Raw genomic sequence first — 21,694 nt, 5'->3', positions numbered from 1 at the left:
GAGGAACCTGCATGTCGTGCTCGCCGGCAACCAGCCCCGGTGGTTTTTCGGGCACTTGGCCTATGTCCCAGTCCACTGTGGAAACTTGTTAAAATCCCTTACGGCAAAGGTTTTCGAGGTCCGCTTTTGCCATTCCCTCGAAGCCCAGCGCGGGAAGAATATCATTATCTCCCTTAAGATCGCGACCGTAAGCCGCCGAGAATATGGCAATTCCAGATTCATGGAGAATCGCTGAATTTCCGCTGATCTTCCCCAACAAAACGGTCGGCAGCAGCCCGAACGGAACGTCCTCGAGGATATAGCGGCTTTCGATGGTTGACGGGCCGAAGCCGCCGCGGCCTTGGCGATCCATCTCCTGGTTCATTTCCGAAACGGTGGCCATGGGGACGTGAAACGACAATGAAAAATGCTCTTCAACTGTGCGCACGGCAATTCCAAAACGGGCGGCGATCGCCAATCGTTCCGCGTCCAGAGCCTCGATAAAGCGGCCGACAGCCGGGGTGACGTTTCCGGCCTGGCTCCACTGTTCTCCCTTCTCCATGCGTGTGAGATTAAGAAGAGCGATCCCAAGATGGTTCTGCGGATTGAGGTTGCTGAGCGCGATAGCAAGCATGCCGTCGCGCTTGACGAAACGATCGCCGAACAAGCTCGTGCAAAGCTCGAACCCTTGGTCCTGAGCACTGAAAGGCAGCGTCGCGACATCCAGTTTCTGGCGAACGGTTGCAACATCGATTTCGGCTGGCCCGCGCTGTTGCCCAGTCACGAGCGTGGTACCCCAGACGACGATCGGCAGGCTAACCTTCCGGTCCGCAAGCTGCTTGGAGAGATACAGTGCCCCAAAGGAACTGTGCGAGCTGATGATAACCGGCGTTCCGTCGCTTAGATAAGGAGTGGCAGCGTCCATCACCATCTTGTGGCCGTAAGCCGGCAACGCGATTATGACGACGTCGGCATCGGCAATGGCGTCTTCGCAATCCTTGGCGATGCGCACCTTAGTCGTTGCCTTGATAGCTCCGGTAGCCTTCAGCAATCCACCGGCGGCCAGCGCCTTGGTGCGTTCTCCGGAAGGCGACCAAAGCATAGGGTCATGTCCCGCTTCGGCCAGATAGGCGGCAAGGCCGTAAGCAATCGCTCCGGCGCCAAGAATGCTTACGCGCATAAATTCCCTCCTGTTGCATTGCAGCCTCCATTTCTCACTAGGAGGTTCCACAAATCGGAGCCGCATCTGCCATCGTCGGCTTCTGGCGATGGGATTCCGGCCTGAGCCCGCGATTGCAACATGCCGCAGCGAATATTCGTTTCCCGCTTGACATATATCAAAAATGAATGAGACGATCTTATTCATACATAATACGCATGTAGGCGTAAATGGAAACACGAGATCTCCAGGCCTTTCTTGCCGTTGCCGCCAGTGGCAGCATCACCAAGGCTGCCGAGATGCTCGGGTGTTCCCAGCCTGCAGTGACACGCACCATTCAGGATCTCGAGGCAGAGCTCGGCTTCGAATTGCTGCACCGTGTCGGTCGGCGGGTGCAGTTGTCTGAAGAAGGTGCCGCCTTCGAGGAGGAAGCGCGGCGTTTGCTGATGTCCTTCACCGAGCTTGCCGCGCGGGCCAAGATGATTGCCGCCGGCAGACGGCGGATCCTGCAGATTGTTACCACTTCCGCGATCGGTACTGGCTTGATCCCGACGGCCATGGCCGAGCTCAAAGGTGTCGAACTTCCGCACGAGACGCATCTCGGGCAGTTTCTCCCCTCGATCGTCGCCCAGGAGGTGCGGAGCGGACGTGCCGAGATCGGGTTTTCAAGCCTGCCGCTCGATACGCCTGGTCTGGATGTCCTGCGGCTTTATTCAGCGCCTGATGTTGCTGCCGTGCGGGAGGACGATCCGCTGGCTGAACTTGACGTCATACCGCTTTCCGCTTTTGCCGGTCGCCGCGTCGCCACACTGCTCAACCCCCTACGTTTCCAGTTGCATGTCTCAAAGGCCTTGGCGGCCAGGGGCATCGACACAGGGCCAGTGATCCGGACGAATACTGCATATGGCGCGTTACAGATCGTGCGTCAGACTGGTGCGGCGGCCGTCATCGATCCCCTCACCGCTTATGGCGTCGCCCTGCCCGATGTCGTCATCCGCCCGATCGACGCAACCGTTCTTTTTTATTGGGGCGTTATGGCTGCCGAAAAACGCCCCCTTCGTCCAGTCGCGCAGGCGTTGATGGATGCGGTCGAGGCGGTGGCTGAACGGTCGATCGTCGGCTTCAAAAAACTGGATCCGACCCTCGCTGGCCAATTGGTGAACGATCCTGCATCCGGCACAAATCACGGAACAGGAATATGAAGCATACCCCCGCCGCGCCAACGCCGACAGGTCTTGCTGCGCTCGAAGCACAGCTCGCGCAGGATCTCGACTTTCTCGAACTGCCCGCCAAGCCATGGGTTCCCGCGCGTTCGCACGATGGCGTGCCGGTCCGTGACGTCGTGGTGATCGGCGCCGGCATGTGCGGACTTGCTGCCACGGCAAAGCTGGTGCTGACCGGGATAACCAATGTCGTGGCCTATGATGCGGCTCCGGCCGGGCTCGAAGGACCATGGGTCACCTTTGCCCGCATGCAAACGCTCCGGTCGCCGAAAACACTGCACGGTCCATCGCTCGGCCTGCCGCAATTGACGTTCCGCGCCTGGTTCACGGCGCAATGGGGCGTTGAGGCTTGGCGGTCGCTGGACAAAATCCCCAAGGGCCAGTGGATGGACTACCTTGTCTGGTACCGCAAGGTTCTTGGCCTGCCGGTGCGCAACAGCGTGCGCATGACCGGACTGGCACCCCTTGGAGATCTGATTGCGATCGATATCGAAGGCGCGGAAACCGGCCGGGTTCTCACCCGTCGCCTCGTTCTGGCCACCGGTCGGTCCGGGTTGGGCGGTTTTGCCGTGCCCGATTTCCTCAGCGGCGTCGATCGCGCCTATTGGGCCCATTCTGCCGACGACATCGATTTCGACGCGCTGAAAGGCAAGCGTGTCGCGGTTATTGGCGCTGGTGCCTCGTCCATGGACAATGCCGCAACGGCACTCGAGGCGGGAGCCGGCTCTGTTGACATGTTGATCCGGCGCAAGGAAATGCCGCGCATCAACAAGCTGACCGGCATTGGCAGCCCGGGTGTTGTACTCGGCATGCATCACTTGCCCGATGCCTGGAAGTGGAAATTCTTCGATTATACCGCCTCGACCCAGACACCGCCGCCGCGTTCCTCGACACTCCGCGTGTCTCGCCACTCGAATGCTCGGTTCCTTCTCGACTGCGTCATAGTTGCGGTGAGGGAAGAGGCAGGGACCCTGCTGGTGGAAACCACGCAGGGGCCGATACGCTACGACTTCCTGATCGCGGCAACCGGCTTTTCAAATGACTTCAGCGGCCGCCCGGAATTTGCGGCGATCGCCCCACATATCCGCACCTGGTCGGATGGCCGATATAGGCCGGATATGGGGCCGGCTCGTGCAGGCATGTCGGACGCGCCGGATCTCGGTCCGGCCTTCGAGTTTCGCGAACGCGTCCCCGGCTCCTGCCCGATGCTGGCGCATATCCATTGCTTCAACGACGCCGCGATGCTGACCCATGGCAAGGTCTCCGGCGACATCCCGGCCGTCAGCGCCGGGGCCGACCGTCTCGTCCGCGGCATTGCCGCATCGCTGTTTGCCGAAGATGTCGAAACCCACTTCGCCAATCTGATCGCTTACGACACGCCCGAACTTCTGGGCGACGAATGGGTCGATTCAACACCCTTGCTGCAGAAGGAGGCCGCGTGGTGATCGACGCGATGGACAAGGCCGCCGGTCTTTCGCCGGACGATGAGCTTTTCAGAGCGCGTCGGTTTCGGCCGGAATTCGTGCAAGGGGCCGAGGAATGTCGCATCTCCGGGCCGTGGCCCAGGGCGAAACGGCTCTGGAAGAACCATTGGCGACTATCGCCCGGCACGCCGACCTGGTCACGTTGATGCCGAAAAAGGCGGAGGCGAGCGACATCGCCCTGCTCGCCCAGGCTGGATTGAACAATCCTCAGATCGTCGCGCTCTCCGAACTGATTGCCTTCGTCAACTTCCAGACGCGGGTAGCGACCGGCTTGCGATTGATGAGGTCGGCATGATTTCCTCGGTGCGCCTGAAGCCGCTGAACTGGCAGCCATACATCGCGCCGGTCGAGTTGTCCGGGGCCACGCCGGAACAGCTCGATGCGATGAAGGTTACGCCCTCCGCCAAGAAAGTTTCGGAATATGTGCGAACCCTTGCGCATGACCCAGAGAGCTATCTTGCGCGTACCGTTTTGTTCAACGCGATCATGTATGTCGAAGGCGGGCTTGCCCGTCCCGACCGCGAACTTGGCGCATTGGGTGCCTCGATCGTCAATGGCTGCAAATTCTGCGCCGTTGTTCACGCCCGCCGCCATGCAGAGCTGACCAAGAGCGATGATGTGGTCACCGCGCTTTATCTCGACAAACCCGAGGCGCTCGGGCCGCGCGATGCGGCAATCTACAGCTTTGCCCGCCGTCTGTCGGCGGCGCCGTCGGAAGCAACGGTAGACGACATCGCCTCGCTGCGTGCCGTCGGCATGAATGATGCCGAGATCATCGACCTTGTCCACGCCATAGCGATCTTCGGCTGGGCAAACAGGCTGATGCACGTTCTCGGCCACGCGGAGAGCGGATGATGACGCCGCATACGGTCAAAGCAGTCCGTCCCCCACTCTGAAGGACCAACCAGAAATGCTTGAACTCAAAGATGTAAAGCTGTCTTACGGAAGCACGCAGGTCCTGAACGGCGTCAATCTCTCGGTAAAGCGGGGTGACGTGGTGTCGATCATCGGCCCCAGCGGCACCGGCAAGACCACGCTGCTGAAATGCATCAACTACCTGGCCAAGCCGTCGTCAGGAACCATCGCGTTCGACCAGATTCGGATGGACTACCAGCGCGCCGACAAGACCGCTGTCCAGGCGATCCGGCTTCGCACAGCGATGGTCTTTCAGCAGTTCAATGTCTTCAAGAACATGACCGTCCTCCAGAACGTGATGGATCCGCTGGTCGTCGTGCAGCGCAAGTCAACGGACGAGGCGCGTGAAATCGCGCTGCGAGAGCTTGACCGGGTCGGTCTCTCAGCGAAGCGGGACAGCTATCCGTCCCAGCTGTCGGGCGGCCAGCTCCAGCGCACCGGCATCGCGCGTGCGCTGGCGGTTCGTCCCAACGTGATGCTCTTCGATGAGCCTACGTCATCGCTGGATCCTGAACTCGTCGGTGAAGTTCTGAAGGTGATCAAGGATGTCACGTCGTCAGGGATCACTTCGCTGCTTGTGACCCACGAGATGCAATTCGCAAAGAACATCTCGAACCGGATCGTCTTCATGGATCGTGGCGTGGTTGCCGCCGATGGCAGTCCAGCTGAGATCTTCGATGCACCATCCAGCCCACGACTTGCTCAATTCCTGCAGTCAGAACTCGCTTTTCAATAGCTCAACAAGAAGGGAACCTAAGAAATGTCTGCAATCACATCCAGTTTTTCCCGTCGCGCTGCCCTGGCTGTTGCCGGCGGCATCGCAATTGCTCTTGCAACCGCGGGGATCAGCAATGGTCAGACCGTTCGCACGATCAAGATCGCAACGTCGGCAGAATCCAAGCCGCTGGCGTGGGGGGCGATCGGCGTCGAACCACAAGGATATGAACCCGAACTCCTCAAAGCGATCAACGCAAAGCTGCCGCAGTACAAATTCGAAATGGAAGGTGTCTCGGACATCGCGCAGGAAACCGGCCTTGCCACCGGGAAGTACGACATCGCGGTCGGTGGTTACTACAAGTCACCCGAGCGCGCCAAGCAGTTCTTCATTCCGGAAAACCCCATGGGCGCCAGCCTGATGAAGATCTATAGCAAAAAGGGCAGCGGCATCAAAGAAATGAAAGATCTGGTCGGCAAGAGGATCGTTCCGACCACGGCTGGCGGCGGAACCTATAAGTTCATCATGAACTGGCAAAAAGAAAATCCGCAATACAAGCTTGACGTGACGGCGTCGAGCGCCGGAATCCCGTATCCAAACCGTTTGGACGAAGTTCAGAACGGCAAGTTCGACGCGCTGGTCCTGCCTTCAAATCTTGGTGAGCAGACCGTCATCGATGAAAAGAAGCTCGACATCGTGGCGTCCGAACCAGTCTTCACCACAATACTTATATGCTTATTCACAAGTCAGATGAAAACAAGGTTCTGGTCAATGACGTGAACAAAGTTCTGAAGGAGTTGAAAGACGACGCTACGATCGAAAAGCTCTCGCAGAAGTGGTTTGGCGAAGGCATCGTCAAGTATATGAAATGATGCGATCTGAGTAGATATCGTCAGCGGCAAGGCTGAATTGCAAGAAGGAGTGTTTCAAAGTGGATGTTTCTGCTATGATTCCCGAGTTGCTCTCGGCATTGCCGCTGACGCTCGCTATCACGTTTACCGCCATGTTGGTCGGCTTTTGCTTGGCGCTCGTTGCGACAACATTGCGGATTCGCAGGATACCAGTGGTCAGCCACCTCACCGACCTCTACGTGTCCTATGCCCGCAGCGTTCCCGTCGTCCTCCAGTTGTTCGTCGCGTTCTACGGGCTCCCCCTATTGGTGGCCCTGTTCGGCTCCGCAGATTTCTTCTCGCCGACGATCGCTGCGATGGTCGGACTGAGCTTTTACCACGGCGGCTATCTGTCGGAAGTCCTTCGGCCCGCATACCTGGCCGTCGATCGCGGCCAGCATGATGCGGCCGACAGTCTAGGATATACCTTTCGCCAGAAGATCACCCGCATCGTGGGCCCGCAAGCGGTGCACTTCGCATTGCCTGGCTATGGAAATTCCATCATCTACCTGATCCATAACGTTGCGCTGGTCATGTACATCGGGGCGGCCGACGTGATGGCGACCGCGCACTTGATCATGGAGCGCGACTATAACCAGTACCAGTTCGAAACATACCTCGTCCTGGCCGTCATCTATGCGCTGATGTGCCTGATTGCCTGGTTCATCGTGCACTTGTTCGAGCTTCGCTCGCCGATGCAGGCGCCTGAGGCCACGACAACAGCTCAGATCAAGAACGCGGCCATCGCCAGCGTCTGACCTAAAGGGTATTAAACCATGTTCGATACCGAAATTTTGCTCCAGGACACCCAGGAAATTCTGGGCGCCGTACCTGTAACGCTTGGAATGGCGCTGACGATTTTCGTCTTGTCGACGCTAGTCGGCAGCATTTTCGCACTCGTCGAATATAGACGAGTCCCGGTGCTGCGAGAGCTCATCATGGCTTACAAGATCGTCTTCAAGGGCGTTCCGATGGTCATCGTGATTTTCCTCGCCTATTTCGGTCTGCCCCCGGCATTCCAGTTCCTGCTCTCGTTGCTCGGGGTCAACTTCAACGCCCACGAAACACCCAACTCGGTTATCCTTATTATTGCGGTGACAGGCTGTATCGCTGCGTTCCAATCGGAGATTATCAAGGGAGCCCTGAACGCCTTTGACACCGGTCAGTCAGACGCGGCCTATTCGCTGGGCTATACGAACGGCCAATTGTTCCGACGGATTCTGTTTCCCCAGGTGGCTCTCACGGCAATTCCCGACCTGACAACCTCGATGATGGTCATCATGAAGGCGCTTTCTCTCGGATTTGCCATCGAGGTTGTCGATATATTCGCCCAGTCCCAGCTGACCGCCGCGCTGAACTACTACTATCTCGAAGCCTTCGTGATTGCCGTCGTGATCTACATGGTGATTGCCTATATCGTCACCCAGATTGCCGATCGGCTGGAGCAAGCCCTTAGGGTACGGACCTGAGCGAAGCGTCGTCGGAACCCGCGCATCAAGGCGGAGGAACTCAAGGCTCTGTTGAGAGCCTGCAAACAGCCGACGTGCGGGGCCAGCTCGCAGCCAGATCTGTGGGCTTGTAATAGACACCTTGGCGGGGCCTGCGGCCGAAGGCTTGCTCGACGGCCAGCGGCGCGTCCCAATTGCGCGCCGGATTATCGCAGATTGGTCAGATCCACTGGACGATTGTTGATGATCGCTTCCATCGAGAAGAAGCCTGTCACCGTAGCCAGGTCGAAGTTCGTGATCAGTTTCTGGTAGAACGCATCGTAGCCGGACATGCCTTGCGTCACGACCTTGATCAGATAGTCCCAGTCCCCTCCGATCCGATAGAAATCGATCACCTCCGGCAACCGTTCAACATGGGCACGGAACGCCTCACTCCACTCCTTGGAATGGTGGCGAGTGCGGACCATTACGAAAACCGTCAGGTCGAGACCCAGCGCTCGCAGATCGATATTGCTGTGCGACCCCCGGATAAGACCTAGCGACTGCAGGCGCTGGATCCGCCGCCAGCACGCGTTCTGGGACAGGCCGACCCTCTCCGCCAAATCTCGCTGCGAAAGGCTTGCATCGATCTGCATGGCCGTCAAAATCTTCATATCAAATACATCGATTTTCGCCCGATCTTCGATCATCTGACACGCTCTTTGCAAGAAATTGCAGAAAATAGGTGAATTTTTTCGACCGTGGAGCAGGCTACAATCCGAGTCAACATCCGAGCCGGGGAGAATGACCGTGCAAGCAGCTCGCCCGACGACAGGGCAGACCGAGACCCCTCTGTCAAAGTTCCGCCAGGGGCTGAAGAAAAAGGCTGACGTCACCGCCGACCTCCGGGATGGGCTTGTGGGATCGACGGCGAAAATCGTGGGTCCCTACGGGCAAAAGGACCTGGTGTACGCCGACTATGTCGCGTCAGGCCGCGCACTCCGTCAGATCGAGCGCTTTGTGCTTGAGGAGGTCCTGCCGTACTACGCCAACAGCCACACGGAAGCCTCCTATTGCGGAGGCTTCATGACCCGCATGCGTCGGGAAGCGCGCGCCCTGGTCGGTCAATTCTGCGGGGCCACCGAACGGCATGCTGTGATCTTCACCGGCTCCGGCGCTACGTCGGGGATCAACCGCCTCGTCAAGCTATTCGGCGTCGCCGAAGCCGTGGCAGCGGGCAAGCGCGCTCGGATCATTATCGGTCCCTATGAGCATCACTCCAACATTCTGCCCTGGCGCGAGAGCGGAGCAGAAATCGTGGAATCGCCGAGGATCCGTCCGGCGGGCCTGACCTGTCTCACCTCAAGGACGCGCTTGCGGACCGGTCGCCAACTCTGACGATATGCACCATGTCCGCGGCCTCGAACGTAACGGGCATCACGAGCGATGTCGCGGCCGTCACCGCGATGGCGAACGCCGCCGGCGCAAAGATGATCTGGGACTATGCCGGCGCAGGTCCTTATCTGCCGATTTCCATGTCGCCCGCCCCTGATGCCGAGATCGACGCGATAGTCGTTTCGCCTCACAAGTTCCTCGGGGGCCCCGGTGCCTCCGGCATCTTGATCGTTCGACGCGATGGACTTTCAGAGACAAAGCCGTCGTGGCCAGGTGGCGGGACGGTGAAGTTCGTCTCACCCAAAACACACGATTACAGCGATAGCCTGGAATCACGCGAGGAAGCCGGCACGCCGAACGTGATCGGCGACATACGAGCCGCGCTGGCCTTCATCGTCAAAGATGCGATCGGACTTGATGCGACGGTAGCGCGCAATCGCGAGCTTGCGCGTCGTGCTTTTCGCGCATGGAAAGACGTGCCGCGGCTGGAGCTCCTCGGCCTGTCGGGTCCTGACCGGCTTCCGATCTATTCCTTTAGGGTCAAAAACGGAAAGGGCGGCTACGTCCACCAGCAGTTGATCACGCGCATGCTTAGCGACCGATTCGGGATCCAGGCTCGCGGTGGCTGCGCCTGTGCCGGCCCGTATGTTCACAGACTGCTGTCGATCGACGACGAGCAGTCCGAGGAAATCAGGCAAGCCATTCTCTCCGGCGACGAAATGAAAAAGCCGGGATTCACCCGGTTGAATTTCAGCGTTCTGCTGCCGGACGAGAAGGTGCAGTTCATACTCGATGCCGTGGCGCAGATTGCGTCCGACGCAACGGACTTCGAGCGTGACTACGACCTCGACCCTGGCCGGGCGATCTTTTTCCCGCGAGCCGCAGTCGAGGGCATCGCCCATGCAGCAGCCTGAAGTCGTCGGCTTCTACGATGCACGGACGGGCAGCATCCAATATGTCGTTGCATGCCCGAGTTCGCGAAGATGCGCCATCGTCGACCCAGTGCTCGATTTCGACGAAAAGTCTGGCTCGACGGCAACGACAAATGCGACACGATCCTCGACTACATCAACAGCCACAATTTGAAGCTCGAGTGGATCCTGGACACCCATCCGCATGCCGATCACTTTTCGGCCGCGGGTTATCTCAAGGCAAAAACCGGCGTGCCGACAGCGATCGGCGGGCGCGTGAAGCAAGTGCAGCGGATCTGGCAACGGATCTATAACTTCTCGGATCTCCCGTGTGACGGCTCACAATGGGATCGGCTGTTTTGCGACGGCGAGACCTTCAACATCGGCGAGCTGGAAGCGCGCGTCACGCACTCGCCAGGACACACCTTGGCGTCGATAAGCTATGTCATCGGCGATGCAGCGTTCATTCACGACACACTTTTCATGCCCGATAGCGGCTCCGCCCGTGCAGATTTTCCAGGCGGCAGCGCAGCTGATCTGTGGCAGTCCATCCAGGACATTTTGAGCTTACCCGGCGAGACCCGTCTCTTTACCGGTCACGACTACAGGCCGGGAGGGCGCCAGGCTCTGTGGGAGAGTTCGGTGGCGGAGCAGAAAGAGAAAAACCAGCACGTCGCCGGTCAATCTCGGAGTGCGTTCATCAGGCTTCGAGAGGCGCGAGACAGGGCATTGCCGATGCCAAGGCTCATGTTGCATGCCCTCCAGGTCAATATTCGCGGAGGAGAGCTGCCTCAGGTCGAGGAAAATGGCCTGCGTTATCTGAAAATCCCGCTCAACGCGCTGCCGCATCGCCGGATTAGCGACGAATTGGATGGCTCTCTCCAGCAGTTCCTGCGCGCGATCGCTTCAGGATCACTGATCGGATGTACGCTCGGTCCGATTGGCTGAGGCGAGTCGATCCTCGCCACGCCCTATTGATGTACGTCCTCGGGATCAGCAATCCTCGGAAGTGATCGCGGTAAGCAATTGCAGTGGCGCGTCTGCAACACTATTATCGATCGGAGGGGATATCTCGGATGTGGGATAGGATCATAAAGCTTCGGATATCGAGCCACACCTGGGAGGTAATTCTTTTGGGGACGAAAAGCTTGAGGCGAAGCTCAAGTAGCCGATGTATGTACTGGTGATTTGGCGCGATTCCAGTCGACTAGAGCAATTTGATAGGTGCTCCAGACAGGCCGGAACTACCGAAGGCTGATCGCGGCTTTCATGTTCCTCGCGCGCAACTAAATAGCCGGATTTGGCGCTCCTAACTCGTTCCCATGGCCGGCACAGTTGACTGCGGGCGACCCGGGCAGCGATCATAGCGATCGCCCACCAAAATCACCGCTTGTTCTCCCTTAGCGCTCTTGGTGTTTCAACGCGATGCCCTCAAACATAGATGCGACCGGTCTTGCCGCATTAAGGCGCGGACGTCTAAGTTACACGACGCGAATGCCAGTCCTATCCTTTCCACATCGTCGAGCGGAGAAGAGCCACCTCAAAGCCCTTGGCCGCGCCGGAGCGCTTGATAATTTCGATGGTCCATGTGCCGAGATTGGCCAGAGCCTGCGACAGTTTTTCTCCGGCATAGGCGCCGTCGGCGAACAGATGGCGTAACCAGGGATAAAGCCGTCGAATGGAGGCGCTGACGCCGACTGCCCCATCCCTGTCCTGGATGTTAGCCGTGTGCACCGTCAGCCCGACCAAGTGTCCCTCGGTGTCGGTAATGATGTGGCGCTTGCGGCCTTTGAATCAGAGCGATGGCCCCGCCGAAGAGCGCTGGCAAGAATGACACCTGGATCAGGTCCACAATCGGGATCAGGACGACGCCGACTGCCAGCCAGACCAAGAGGTAGGGAAACATGAACAGCAAACTTGCGTGCTACCGCGGAGGCCCAATGGTCTGCTGCCAAACATGGGCCAACGGCGCCGCCAGCAGCGGGGCCATCATCCCCATCAGCATAGCGCACCACGATAACGCGACCAGCGTCAGGTCACCCCTGCAACCGCCGCTTCAGCCCTAGCCGTAAGCGCCTGCGCGAATGTTCCCCTTAAACAAAGATCAGGTGTTGTGGGAACCATCTTTGACCAGACCATAAAAGCCCAGCCCAGCAGCGTGACGGACAGCAAGGGCCGTGGCAGTCGACGAAGCAAAATCCAAATGGCACTAACGACCCGCATGTTATCGTCCTGACAGTAAATTCGTCGCTAGAAACAGAAGCTTTTTGGCACTGGGAATATCAGTTCATCGATGGCACTCACGGAGTTGCCGTGATCGGCAAACAAGGCCCGCGCGTTTCCTCGAATGGAAGGCATAAACCCCATCCGAGAATTGCCGGCGTTACAGAGAAATTTAGATGATCAACTATACTTAAAGTTAAGCTAGCTACAATAGAAATTTGAGCGGCCAGTATCCGGCACCTCCATTTCTCACTAGGAGGTTCCACCAATTGGAGCCGCATCTGCCATCGTCGGCCAAATGTTCCGACGGATTCTGTTTCCTCAGGTGGCTCTCACGCAATTCCCGACCTGACAACCTCGATGATGGTCATCATGAAGGCGCTTTCACTCGGATTTGCCATCGAGGTCGTCGATATATTCGCCCAGTCCCAGCTGACCGCCGCGCTGAACTTCTACTACCTCGAAGCCTTCGTAATTGCCGTCGTGATCTATATGGTTATTGCCTATATCGTCACACAGATTGCCGATCGGCTGGAGCAAGCCCTTAGGGTACGGACCTGAGCGAAGCGTCGTCAGGACCCGCGCAGCAAGGGCGCGGTGGCGGCGTCTTCCTCGCCTCCGATGCCTGAAGGTTTTATCAACGGCCGTACGCTCTACGTCTACGTCTACGGCGGCATCACCGCATCGCCGTGACATTGGACTCGCATGAGCGATGCGAAATGTAGCGTTTGGCCCCTATGTCGCCCGATTCCTGACAGCTCTTGCCATCCAAGAACTTTAGATGAAGCGGAAGATCGGCAACTGCTTTTCGTCCTGAACACTCTGGAGACGCCTGTTGCAGTGCCGGCGATACTGTCGGGAGCTGACTTGTAATCGGCGCGCCGGTGGAGGCCGCGATCAATCTCGATGCTCACGGGTGCGCCTTGGTTCGCCTTTACCCTATCCCGGCGCCGAGCCGAAATGTTGGATCATCAGTTCGGTGAGCACCCGGATTTTCCGCGCCGGGTGCTGTCCCGGCGGTCGGACGACATATATGCCGGCCTCAGGAAACCGATAGCGTGTCATCACCGGGACCAAGGCGCCGGAAGCCAAATGGTCCTCGGTCAGGAAATCCGGCAGCGCGGCGATCCCTAGGCCCGCCACTGCCGCGGCGACGAGCGCGACGCCGTTGTCCGCCTTGAACCGTCCCTGCGGGTGAGCGGTAACAGTCTTGTCTGCGTCGATAAGTTGCCAAGCTTCCGTACCCTGCAACACGGCTTGGTGCATCGGAAGGTCGTCAAGCGTCTCTGGAGCTCCATGCTCCTTGATGTAATCCGGACTCGCGACGAGCCTTCCATAGATCGGCCCTATGCGACGCGCGATCAGGTCGGAGTCGGGAAGGTAGCCGACACGTATGGCGCAGTCGAAACCCTCTCCGACAAGATCGACGAAGCGATCACTGTAAGACGCATGCACGCTCAGCAGCGGGTGGCGCTTCGCAAGTTCTGCAAACACCGGCGCCAGATGTGTTGTTCCGAAGGAGAGCGGCGCTGCGATCCGCAGGCGCCCGCGCAGCTCGCCAGCGGGCAGGATGGTCTCCCGCGCGACATCTATTTCGGCGCAGACCCGGGCCGCGTGGTCGCGGAACGTGACGCCGGCTTCGGTCAGCGCGGCGCCCCGGGTGGTCCGTGCGAGAAGCTGCACACCAAGTTCCGCTTCCAGCCGGAACAGTCGCCGGCTGACGATGGATTTGGAGACCCCGAGCCGGCGGGCGGCCGGCGAGACGCCGCCAGCATCGGCCACTTCGACAAATGTTTGCAGGTCCTCAAGGTCCAACATGAGCGTTCCACTTTTCGCGACACAGCTTGCCTTGATGTAACACTACCACATCGCCTTCGGGAACGATGTGTGTGGATTGGTGGAGGCCGATGGGCCTCTGACCACCCTTTTCAGACAGCGCAGGTATCACGAATGCAAAATCAAACCACGACACTTGCGGCTGCCGGCCGTGTGCTGATCGCCGTTCTGTTTCTTCTGAGCGGCCTCGGCAAGATCGCGGCCCCCGCGATGACACAAGGCTATATCGCCTCGGCGGGTCTTCCGGCACCGCTTCTCGGCTACCTGATCGCGATCATCGTCGAGGTCGGAGGCGGGGTGTTGCTCGTGATTGGATATCAGACACGGATCATCGCCCTGGTCCTGGCGGGCTTTAGCGTGGCGGCCGCGTTGGCGTTTCACCATGATCTCGCGGACCAGAACCAACTGATCCATTTCCTCAAGAACATCGCTATTGCCGGTGGTCTGCTTCAGGTCGCTGCCTTCGGCGCGGGCTCGTTAAGCCTGGATGCCCGCCGGACCCAGCCCGTGCATTGAAGCAAACCAGCCGATGATTTGGGACGACCGGGCATCAGCAAACCCGGTCGCGTGTCCTACTCACGCCCAGACAAAGGAAATCGTTATGAGTGAAGCCCACGGTGTCTGGACTGCGGAACAGGTCGCGCTCATCCTGATCGACTATCAGAAAGAGATGTTCGAGAAGGTGAAGTCCGAGACGACACCGGACGAGATCGATCTGAACGTCCGGTTTCTGATCAGGGCCGCCAAAGCTTTCAATATCCCTGTGGTGCTGAGCACGGTCGGCGTTGAGATGGGCGTGAACGGTCCGACCCGAGCTTCGATCAGGGACGAACTGTCCGACGTCGAAGTCATCGACCGAAGCTCGATGGATGCCTGGGAAGATGCCGCATTCCGGGCCGCTGTCGAAAAGACGGGCAGAAGAGGCTGATCTTCGGCGCGCTCTACACCGAGATCTGTCTGGCATTCCCGGTCATCGACGCAATGGACGATGGCTACGAAGCCATGTTCGTCGTCGACGCGGTTGGCGGCATGTCACAGCTCGCCCACCGCACCGCGATCGAACGCCTGACGGCAGCCGGTGCGGTCCCGAATACGTCTCTCGCGCTAGTCACCGAGCTGTTCCGCGATTGGAAGTCGGCGCTCGCCGACCCGGCCCGGGACGTCATCAAGTGGTACATGCCCGAGGCTCAGAAGCTCGCAAGGCCGCAGCGTTTTCCCTGACGAGATGCGCCATGACTGGCTGCTGATGGCGAGTTGCGGGCGCCACCGAGTGATCTCCTCGCAGGCAGCCTCGGCTCTCTGAATGACGCCCCCGGGGCTCGCTTCTCGATGCAGGCTCGACCTGGGGATCGGAAACTTGGCGGAAGGAGCCACGTGACAATGCGTGGCAAACTGACTCGGGATCCTGGCACAAACGATGCCAGTACATGCAGACCCTCTGAGTTTCACAAACGCGTCGTTCAGGGGCGTGAACCAGGTGACGTTCAGCTATCGGACGAATGCGGAGGCGGCGGCGGCGTTGCTGCCTCCCGACCTGGAAATCGAACAAGACACCAAAGTGTCGGTGATGTTCCTGTCCTACGGGTTCAGCAGCGTCGGTCCGTTCCGGGAATACATCCACATCATCCACGCGCGTTTCCGCGGCGAAAATGTCGGATTTGTCCGCACATCTTCATTTCCAACGAACGAGGAATGCTCGCCGGGCGGGAGAGAGAGGGGTATCCGAAGCTGCTGGGCGAGATCGATTTCGACATGAACCAGTCCAATGTGTACGGGCTGGTCACGGCCCGGTTGTCGCGACCGGCCGACGTTGTGCTGGCGCAAGGGATTTTCCGCCCCAGCCAATTGGTCGGCGAAATCAGTGCGGACAATCCGCAGGTCGTCAAGGCGTTCGGATTGCGGGTCATCGGCTCGGCGGTTCCCGGCGGTCCCCTGGCCGTGTGCGAATTCGTGCGGTCGGCACTGGAGTTTTACGCACGACGTCCTTGCGCTTAGCGCGCGTGGAGCATTGAGCGCCGCTCTGCCGTTTGATGCGGCATTCGGTCAAACTCAAGAGCTGCCAAATCAGAGAACAAATGTGGGGAGCAATCCGATGCCTGGTAGATTCGTTATCGCGAATGAAGCCCAGCTCAAGGTCGATGACTTTGGATCGTCCCGGCGGCTCAGCGATCCGCCCAGTACGGGCGCCAAGCAACTCACGGTGATCGAGGTCAATTTCGATCCGGGCAAAGGACACAGTTTCCACAAGCATCCCGACCAAGAAGAGGTGGTGCTTGTCCTTGCCGGGCAGGTCGAGCAGTGGATCGATCGTGAGAAGCGCATCCTCGGTCCCGGCGATTCCGCCTTCATCCCGGCAGATGTCGTGCACGCCTCGTTCAATACCGGCGACCAGCCCGCGAAGATCGCCGCAATCCTCGGACCCTCCGTCAGACCGACAGGGTACGAGGTGGTCGATGTCTCCAGCGATGCACCGTGGAATACGCTGCGGAAGTAAAAAGCCGCGGACGAAACGACGGATCATGCGATCCGGTTCTGGCCTTCTTGGCTTCAGTGCAGTCGATGCCGTTGGGAGACATACGAGGCGCCGCACGCGGGTGATCATGGCCGTGGGCGGGAAGCGGAAAGCGAGCGGTGACCGCGCTCGATATACCGAAGCAACAGGCAGGCGAGGCTATACGGGCATAGTCATGCAGCCTTCGGCACGCCGCTGCGGTGAATACGCAGCCGCCTCGATCTAGGTTTACGTCCGACGCAGCCGTTCCAGTTTTCGCGACACAGCTTGGCGCTGTGCGAGGCTACCGTCGCGCGCCTTTGAACAGCATCTTGGATCGGTCAGTACCAAGGAGAGTGTTATGGCAAGTATTCTGGTCCTCAACAGCAGTGTTCTTGGCGACGGGTCCGTTTCCAAAATTCTGGTCGAGGAAGCTGTTCACCGCTTGCTGGAGGCCAGCCCCGGCGCAACCGTTATTCGTCGCGACCTTGGTACCGTGCCGGTTCCGCATCTTACCACCGCCGATGTGGCGGGTGTCCGCGGCGAGCCCGCGACCGACACGGAACTCGCCGCCCGAGCTCTTTCGGACGAACTGATTGCCGAACTCCGCTCCGCGGACGCCGTCGTGATTGGCGCGCCGATGTACAATTTCAGCATCCCGACCGGCCTGCGCGCCTGGTTCGATTACGTTCTGCGTGCTGGCGAGACGTTCAGCTATTCGGAGGCGGGTCCGCAGGGGCTGCTGACCGGCAAGCGCGTCTTCGTCATCGAGTCTCGGGGCGGTCTTTACTCTGAAGGTCCCGCTCAGGCGATGGATTTCCAGGAACCCTATCTGCGGACCCTTCTGGGCTTCATCGGGCTGACCGATGTCACTTTCATCCACGCCGAGAAGATCGGCTTCGGGCCTGAAGCGCGCGAGGCTGCGCTCTCGGGTGCAATGCAGGCGCTCGCTAAAGCCGCCTGACCCACGCCACGCACAGGAGGCGGCAATGACCATTTCGAGTGCGACGGTCGACCTAGCGGTGGAAGAGGTTCTGCTTCCACCTGTTCGGGATCTTGGTGATGGCTTCAAGGTTCGTCGCGCGCTGCCGTCTGCGCAGCGCCGGACGGTCGGTCCCTTCATCTTCCTCGACCATTTCGGACCGATCGTGTTCCGCGCCGGGGCCGGCCCGGAGATCCGGCCGCATCCGCATATCGGCCTTTCGACGCTGAGCTATCTACTCGAGGGCGAGATGGTTCATCGCGACAGCGCCGGCAATGTCGAGACAATCCGGCCCGGCGACGTGAACTGGATGACGGCGGGCAGGGGCATCGTCCATTCGGAGCGTTCGCCTGCGAAATTCCAGACGCAGGGCGGGGCGATGTTCGGCCAGCAGATCTGGGTCGCCCTGCCCAAGGCCCTGGAAGAGATGGAGCCGGGTTTCTCCCATCATGCCGAAGACTTCTTGCCTGCGCTCGAAGCGGACGGAGTCTCGCTCACCATCGTTGCGGGCGAAGCTTTCGGAGAACGCTCGCCGGTGCCGGTTTATTCGGACCTGATGTATGTCGATGTCGTGCTCAAGCCCGGCGCGCGCCTGCAGGTCCCAGCCCAGCATATCGAGCGCGCGATGTTTGTCGTCTCGGGCGAGATTGAAGTCGCGGGCCAGACGGGCAGCTTCGGCGAAGCGCAGTTCGTGGTCTTCAAGCCCGGCGCCGAGATCGTGCTGCAAGCGCGCAGCGGCGCCCATCTGATGATGGTGGGCGGAGAACCCTTTCCCGAGCCGCGCCACATCTACTGGAACTTCGTCTCGAGCTCCAAGCACCGGATCGAACAGGCGAAGGACGACTGGCGGCAGGGGCGCTTTCCCGAGATCGCTGGCGAGACCGAGTTCATCCCGCTGCCTCCTGACCCATTGCGCATTGCGCCCCGCGGCTGACAACACATTGCAAGGAGGTGTTATGGAAATCGGTGTCGACAGTTTCGCGGCAATCCTCCCTGATCCGGCGACGGGCAAACTGCCTTCGGCAACCGACCGCATGGCCGATCTCCTCGAGGAGGTCGAGGTTGCCGACGACGTCGGCCTCGACGTGTTCGGCATCGGCGAGCACCACCGTGCCGAATTCCTCGATTCCGCACCCGCGATCATTCTGGCGGCCGCGGCTGCCCGCACCAAGAGTATCCGCCTCACGAGCGCCGTCACGGTCCTGAGCGCCGCCGATCCTGTGCGGGTGTTTCAGGAGTTTGCAACCCTCGACCTGATCGCGAAGGGGCGTGCCGAGATCGTCGTTGGCCGCGGTTCCTTCGGTGAGGCCTATCCATTGTTCGGCTTTCGGATGGAGGACTATGACGATCTTTTTGCGGAGAAACTCGAGCTCTTCCTCAAGCTTCGCGAGAAGACCCACCTCGCGTGGGAGGGGCGCTTCCGCCCGGCACTCACCGGGCAAGGCGTTTTCCTCCGGCCGCATCAGCAGCGCCTGCCGGTGTGGCTCGGCGTCGGAGGTACGCCGCAATCCTTCGCACGCGCCGGAACGCTCGGCCTCCCACTGATGGTCGCGATCATCGGCGGCAGCTTTGAGCGCTTCCGCCCGCTCGTCGATCTCTACCGCGAGAGCGGACTGCGCGCCGGGCACGCGCTTGAGCAACTCACAGTCGGTGCCCATGCGATGGGCTTCGTCGGAGAGACCATCGCAAAAGCCAAGGATGCCTTCTTCCCCGGCTGGGCGCATCTGACAACGACGATTGGCCGCGAACGCGGTTGGTTTGCACCGTCGCGCCAGCAGTTCGAGGCGATGTGCGGCCCGGAGGGCGCCTTTCTGATCGGTGATCCGGACACTGTCGCCAGCAAGATGCTCGATGCCGACAGCGCACTCGGCGGCGTATCGAGGATCACCTTCCAAATGAGCACGGCATCCCTCGAAACCGCTGCGATGAAGCGCTCGATCGAGCTGCTCGGAACCGAAGTAGCGCCGATCGTCCGTGCGGCGCGGTCAAAGCACGGGGCACCGACTGAAAAGGAGACCTCAAATGCCGAACTCTTCTGAACACTTGAGACGCTCCGCCGCAGTCACCGGCGCTGGCGGTGGCCTTGGCCGCGACATCGCGCTCGGACTGGCGGCCAAGGGCTATACTGTTTTCGGCACGGCCATGTCCGCCGCAGAGGTCCAGGATCTGAAGGACGCCTCCGGTGGACGCGTCAGCCTGACCGTCTGCGACATGACCAAGGAACAGGCCGTGAAAGCCTGGGCTGACGACGTGTCCGACGCGCTCGGCGATGGCGCCCTCGATCTTCTGATCAACAACGCAGGGATCCTTACCCCCGGCCCGATCGAGATTTTGCCGCTCGACGCCATCCGGCGCGAATTCGACGTCAACGTGTTCGGCGCCCTCTCGGTCATGAATGCGTTCCTGCCCGCATTGAGGAAGGCGCGCGGTCGCATCGTCCAGGTGAGCACCTGGACCGCCAGCGTACCGCTCCCGTTCAATGGGCCATCAGGCGCATCGAAGGTCGCCCTGGAGGTATTTGCGGCCGTCTACCGTGCCGAGCTGAAGCGCTTCGGCATCGATGTCGTGGTGGCTGCGGCAGGCAATATGAAGACTGGGGGACCGGCGAAAACGGCTGCCGCTCTAAAGCGGGTCGCGGACGATATGACCTCTGAACAGCGCGAGTTATACGGTCAAACATTCGAAACCTTCGCGAACACGCTCAACGGCATGCAGAGCAGTGGGCTCGAGTCGGCTGCGGCCGCGAAGCGTATCGTCGAACTGGCCGAACAGGTACCTGCACCGAGCCGCGCGCCGGTGGGACAGGACGCCGACGAAATGCTCCGCGCAGCTCGCGAGAAGTCCGACGCTGAACTGGATGGGCTCCGGCTTCAAGTCGCCGGCCTGAGCTAGGGCCTTCCAGCAAATCCACACTTCATAAGAAGGAGATACCCCATGCTTGAGCTCGTAGACGGCAACGACAGCCGTGCCGTTCGCAATAAGGACAACATCCTTGGCTTCTATGATCTGGTGATCAACCAGAAGAAGGCGGAAGAATATGTGCCCAAGTTCATCGCGCCGGGTTACATCCAGCACAATCCCCTGATCGCAGATGGGCCAGTCGCCCTGGCGCAGTTTTTTGGCCAGATCAACAAGGAACGCGCTCTGGCGCGCGTCGTGGTCCACAAAATCATCGCCCTCGACGACTACGTCTGGGCCCATGTGAATTTTCTGAATCTTTTCAACGACGACCCGAATGACACCGGGATCGCCGGCGTCGACATCTACAAAATGGATGCCAACGGCAAAGCGATCGAGCATTGGGACACCTTGCAGGTGGTCGGCGATCCGCAGAACTCGGCCCCGTTGATCGCGCCAAACATTCCTCGCGCCAATGCAAATGGAATGTTCTGAAAGGGAAACGGTTACGCAAAGCCGCCTCCGACCGCGAAAGCTGACGAATCAGGAAGGGCGAAAAGATGAACTACGCCATCGTTGGATCGGGAGCGATCGGCACCGCGCTCGCTCGGCGTTTCGTTGCCAACGGAATCGACATCGCCATCGCCAACTCGAAGGGCCTAAAGAGCTTGGCTGGTTTGGTTAGTGAACTTGGGCCCATCGTAAAGCCTGTGACTGCCTCCGAAGCTCTCCGGGCCGACGTCGTCATTTTGGCTATCCCTTTCGACGCAGTACAGGATGCAGTGAAGGATGTTGAATGGGACAGCCGCATCGTGGTCGACGCCACGAACGCGATCGACTTCCCGGCGTTCTCGCCGCGCGACCTCAAGGGTCGTTTGTCGACGGAGATCGTTGCTGACGCCGTCCCGGGTGCGCGTGTGGTCAAGGCCTTCAACACGCTTCCGGCCGCAATCCTCGGGGCCGACCCGGCGGTGCTCGGCGGCCGTCGTGTGCTGTTCGTCTCGGGTGACGATCCATCGGCTCGGCTCGCTGTCGTGGACCTTGTCGAGCGCCTCGGCTTCGCCGCCGTCGATCTGGGCGGTATCGCTGAAGGCGGCCGTGCGCAGCAGTTCGGCGGTGGTGTTTCCGGCCAGGAATTCGTTCAACTCGGATGACCAGCACGCGCC

Annotated in this window: 18 protein-coding genes and 7 pseudogenes; 21 read left to right on the top strand and 4 right to left on the bottom strand. The window is 59.9% G+C overall.

All coding sequences use genetic code 11. The annotated features are described in order from the left end of the window. Positions 1 to 88: 88 nt before the first annotated feature. On the bottom strand, positions 89 to 1,159 hold the full coding sequence (locus tag NKI63_RS20850) for an NAD/NADP octopine/nopaline dehydrogenase family protein (RefSeq protein WP_352466321.1): 1,071 nt from the start codon (positions 1,157 to 1,159) through the stop codon (positions 89 to 91). A 209-nt stretch (positions 1,160 to 1,368) separates the two neighbouring features. On the opposite strand from NKI63_RS20850, the gene NKI63_RS20845 reads away from it, so the two are divergent. The 8 genes and pseudogenes from NKI63_RS20845 (at position 1,369) to NKI63_RS20810 (ending at position 7,834) form a co-directional block, all read left to right on the top strand. Beyond that, the gene (locus tag NKI63_RS20845) at positions 1,369 to 2,340 is read left to right on the top strand and encodes a LysR family transcriptional regulator (RefSeq protein WP_352466322.1); all 972 of its coding nucleotides are present in this window, start codon (positions 1,369 to 1,371) and stop codon (positions 2,338 to 2,340) included. Continuing rightward, the gene (locus NKI63_RS20840; protein ID WP_352466323.1) at positions 2,337 to 3,806 is read left to right on the top strand and encodes an NAD(P)-binding domain-containing protein; all 1,470 of its coding nucleotides are present in this window, start codon (positions 2,337 to 2,339) and stop codon (positions 3,804 to 3,806) included. The genes NKI63_RS20845 and NKI63_RS20840 overlap by 4 nt, the downstream gene beginning before the upstream one ends. A 94-nt stretch (positions 3,807 to 3,900) precedes the next feature. Next, the gene (locus tag NKI63_RS20835; protein ID WP_352466324.1) at positions 3,901 to 4,140 is read left to right on the top strand and encodes a hypothetical protein; all 240 of its coding nucleotides are present in this window, start codon (positions 3,901 to 3,903) and stop codon (positions 4,138 to 4,140) included. Further along, positions 4,137 to 4,700, top strand: a complete 564-nt coding sequence (locus NKI63_RS20830; RefSeq protein ID WP_352466325.1) for a peroxidase-related enzyme — start codon at positions 4,137 to 4,139, stop codon at positions 4,698 to 4,700. Before NKI63_RS20835 ends, NKI63_RS20830 begins: the two co-directional genes overlap by 4 nt. Before the next feature lie 55 nt (positions 4,701 to 4,755). Next, positions 4,756 to 5,496, top strand: a complete 741-nt coding sequence (locus NKI63_RS20825) for an amino acid ABC transporter ATP-binding protein (RefSeq protein WP_031212966.1) — start codon at positions 4,756 to 4,758, stop codon at positions 5,494 to 5,496. A 24-nt stretch (positions 5,497 to 5,520) separates the two neighbouring features. Then, positions 5,521 to 6,347: pseudogene (locus NKI63_RS20820) on the top strand (transporter substrate-binding domain-containing protein). Between the two features lie 59 nt (positions 6,348 to 6,406). Continuing rightward, positions 6,407 to 7,123: an amino acid ABC transporter permease gene (locus NKI63_RS20815; RefSeq protein ID WP_031194726.1), complete on the top strand. Its 717-nt coding sequence runs from the start codon at positions 6,407 to 6,409 to the stop codon at positions 7,121 to 7,123. 18 nt (positions 7,124 to 7,141) lie between these two features. Continuing rightward, entirely contained in the window at positions 7,142 to 7,834 is a 693-nt protein-coding gene (locus NKI63_RS20810; RefSeq protein WP_352466326.1) for an amino acid ABC transporter permease, read from the top strand. 185 nt (positions 7,835 to 8,019) lie between these two features. Here NKI63_RS20810 and NKI63_RS20805 read toward each other — a convergent pair whose 3' ends face one another. Beyond that, the gene (locus NKI63_RS20805) at positions 8,020 to 8,502 is read right to left on the bottom strand and encodes an Lrp/AsnC family transcriptional regulator (protein ID WP_352466327.1); all 483 of its coding nucleotides are present in this window, start codon (positions 8,500 to 8,502) and stop codon (positions 8,020 to 8,022) included. 78 nt (positions 8,503 to 8,580) lie between these two features. Here NKI63_RS20805 and NKI63_RS20800 point away from each other — a divergent pair. Both NKI63_RS20800 and NKI63_RS20795 read left to right on the top strand, forming a co-directional pair. Beyond that, positions 8,581 to 10,101 (top strand): annotated as a pseudogene (locus NKI63_RS20800) (aminotransferase class V-fold PLP-dependent enzyme). Beyond that, positions 10,088 to 10,944 (top strand): annotated as a pseudogene (locus tag NKI63_RS20795) (MBL fold metallo-hydrolase); the annotation flags it as partial. The pseudogenes NKI63_RS20800 and NKI63_RS20795, both read left to right, overlap by 14 nt. Before the next feature lie 690 nt (positions 10,945 to 11,634). On the opposite strand, the pseudogene NKI63_RS20790 reads toward NKI63_RS20795, so the two are convergent. Continuing rightward, a pseudogene (locus tag NKI63_RS20790) lies at positions 11,635 to 11,889 on the bottom strand (IS5/IS1182 family transposase); the annotation flags it as partial. A gap of 727 nt (positions 11,890 to 12,616) precedes the next feature. Here NKI63_RS20790 and NKI63_RS20785 point away from each other — a divergent pair. Then, positions 12,617 to 12,882, top strand: a pseudogene (locus tag NKI63_RS20785) (ABC transporter permease family protein); the annotation flags it as partial. 378 nt (positions 12,883 to 13,260) lie between these two features. On the opposite strand, the gene NKI63_RS20780 reads toward NKI63_RS20785, so the two are convergent. Further along, complete coding sequence (locus NKI63_RS20780) at positions 13,261 to 14,136, bottom strand: LysR family transcriptional regulator (protein WP_031194727.1); 876 nt, start codon at positions 14,134 to 14,136, stop codon at positions 13,261 to 13,263. A gap of 135 nt (positions 14,137 to 14,271) precedes the next feature. Here NKI63_RS20780 and NKI63_RS20775 point away from each other — a divergent pair, with 135 nt between their 5' ends. The 10 genes and pseudogenes from NKI63_RS20775 to NKI63_RS20730 all read left to right on the top strand — a co-directional run bounded on the left by NKI63_RS20775 (position 14,272) and on the right by NKI63_RS20730 (position 21,682). Further along, complete coding sequence (locus tag NKI63_RS20775; protein WP_023721570.1) at positions 14,272 to 14,673, top strand: DoxX family protein; 402 nt, start codon at positions 14,272 to 14,274, stop codon at positions 14,671 to 14,673. Further along, positions 14,645 to 15,378, top strand: a pseudogene (locus NKI63_RS20770) (isochorismatase family protein). Before NKI63_RS20775 ends, NKI63_RS20770 begins: the two are co-directional and overlap by 29 nt. 196 nt (positions 15,379 to 15,574) lie before the next feature. Further along, positions 15,575 to 16,152 (top strand): annotated as a pseudogene (locus tag NKI63_RS20765) (acetoacetate decarboxylase family protein). Between the two features lie 13 nt (positions 16,153 to 16,165). Next, complete coding sequence (locus tag NKI63_RS20760; protein ID WP_352466328.1) at positions 16,166 to 16,651, top strand: cupin domain-containing protein; 486 nt, start codon at positions 16,166 to 16,168, stop codon at positions 16,649 to 16,651. 358 nt (positions 16,652 to 17,009) lie between these two features. After that, on the top strand, positions 17,010 to 17,612 hold the full coding sequence (locus tag NKI63_RS20755) for an FMN-dependent NADH-azoreductase (RefSeq protein ID WP_023721575.1): 603 nt from the start codon (positions 17,010 to 17,012) through the stop codon (positions 17,610 to 17,612). A gap of 25 nt (positions 17,613 to 17,637) precedes the next feature. Continuing rightward, a complete protein-coding gene (locus tag NKI63_RS20750) occupies positions 17,638 to 18,564 on the top strand; it encodes a pirin family protein (protein ID WP_023721576.1) in 927 nt (308 codons plus the stop codon). Between the two features lie 22 nt (positions 18,565 to 18,586). Further along, positions 18,587 to 19,669 (top strand): LLM class flavin-dependent oxidoreductase, encoded by a 1,083-nt coding sequence (locus tag NKI63_RS20745; protein ID WP_023721577.1) that lies wholly within the window; start codon positions 18,587 to 18,589, stop codon positions 19,667 to 19,669. Beyond that, positions 19,653 to 20,522: an SDR family NAD(P)-dependent oxidoreductase gene (locus tag NKI63_RS20740; protein ID WP_031194731.1), complete on the top strand. Its 870-nt coding sequence runs from the start codon at positions 19,653 to 19,655 to the stop codon at positions 20,520 to 20,522. Before NKI63_RS20745 ends, NKI63_RS20740 begins: the two co-directional genes overlap by 17 nt. A 42-nt stretch (positions 20,523 to 20,564) precedes the next feature. Then, a complete protein-coding gene (locus NKI63_RS20735) occupies positions 20,565 to 21,023 on the top strand; it encodes a nuclear transport factor 2 family protein (RefSeq protein WP_023721579.1) in 459 nt (152 codons plus the stop codon). A gap of 65 nt (positions 21,024 to 21,088) precedes the next feature. Continuing rightward, the gene (locus tag NKI63_RS20730) at positions 21,089 to 21,682 is read left to right on the top strand and encodes an NADPH-dependent F420 reductase (RefSeq protein WP_023721580.1); all 594 of its coding nucleotides are present in this window, start codon (positions 21,089 to 21,091) and stop codon (positions 21,680 to 21,682) included. Positions 21,683 to 21,694: the final 12 nt, after the last annotated feature.

Origin of the sequence: Mesorhizobium sp. M0410 (assembly GCF_040321435.1) — a bacterium.
Lineage (GTDB): Bacteria > Pseudomonadota > Alphaproteobacteria > Rhizobiales > Rhizobiaceae > Mesorhizobium.
The sequence above is the reverse complement of the archived record's forward strand: the minus strand, read 5'-3'. Positions and strand labels throughout refer to the sequence as shown.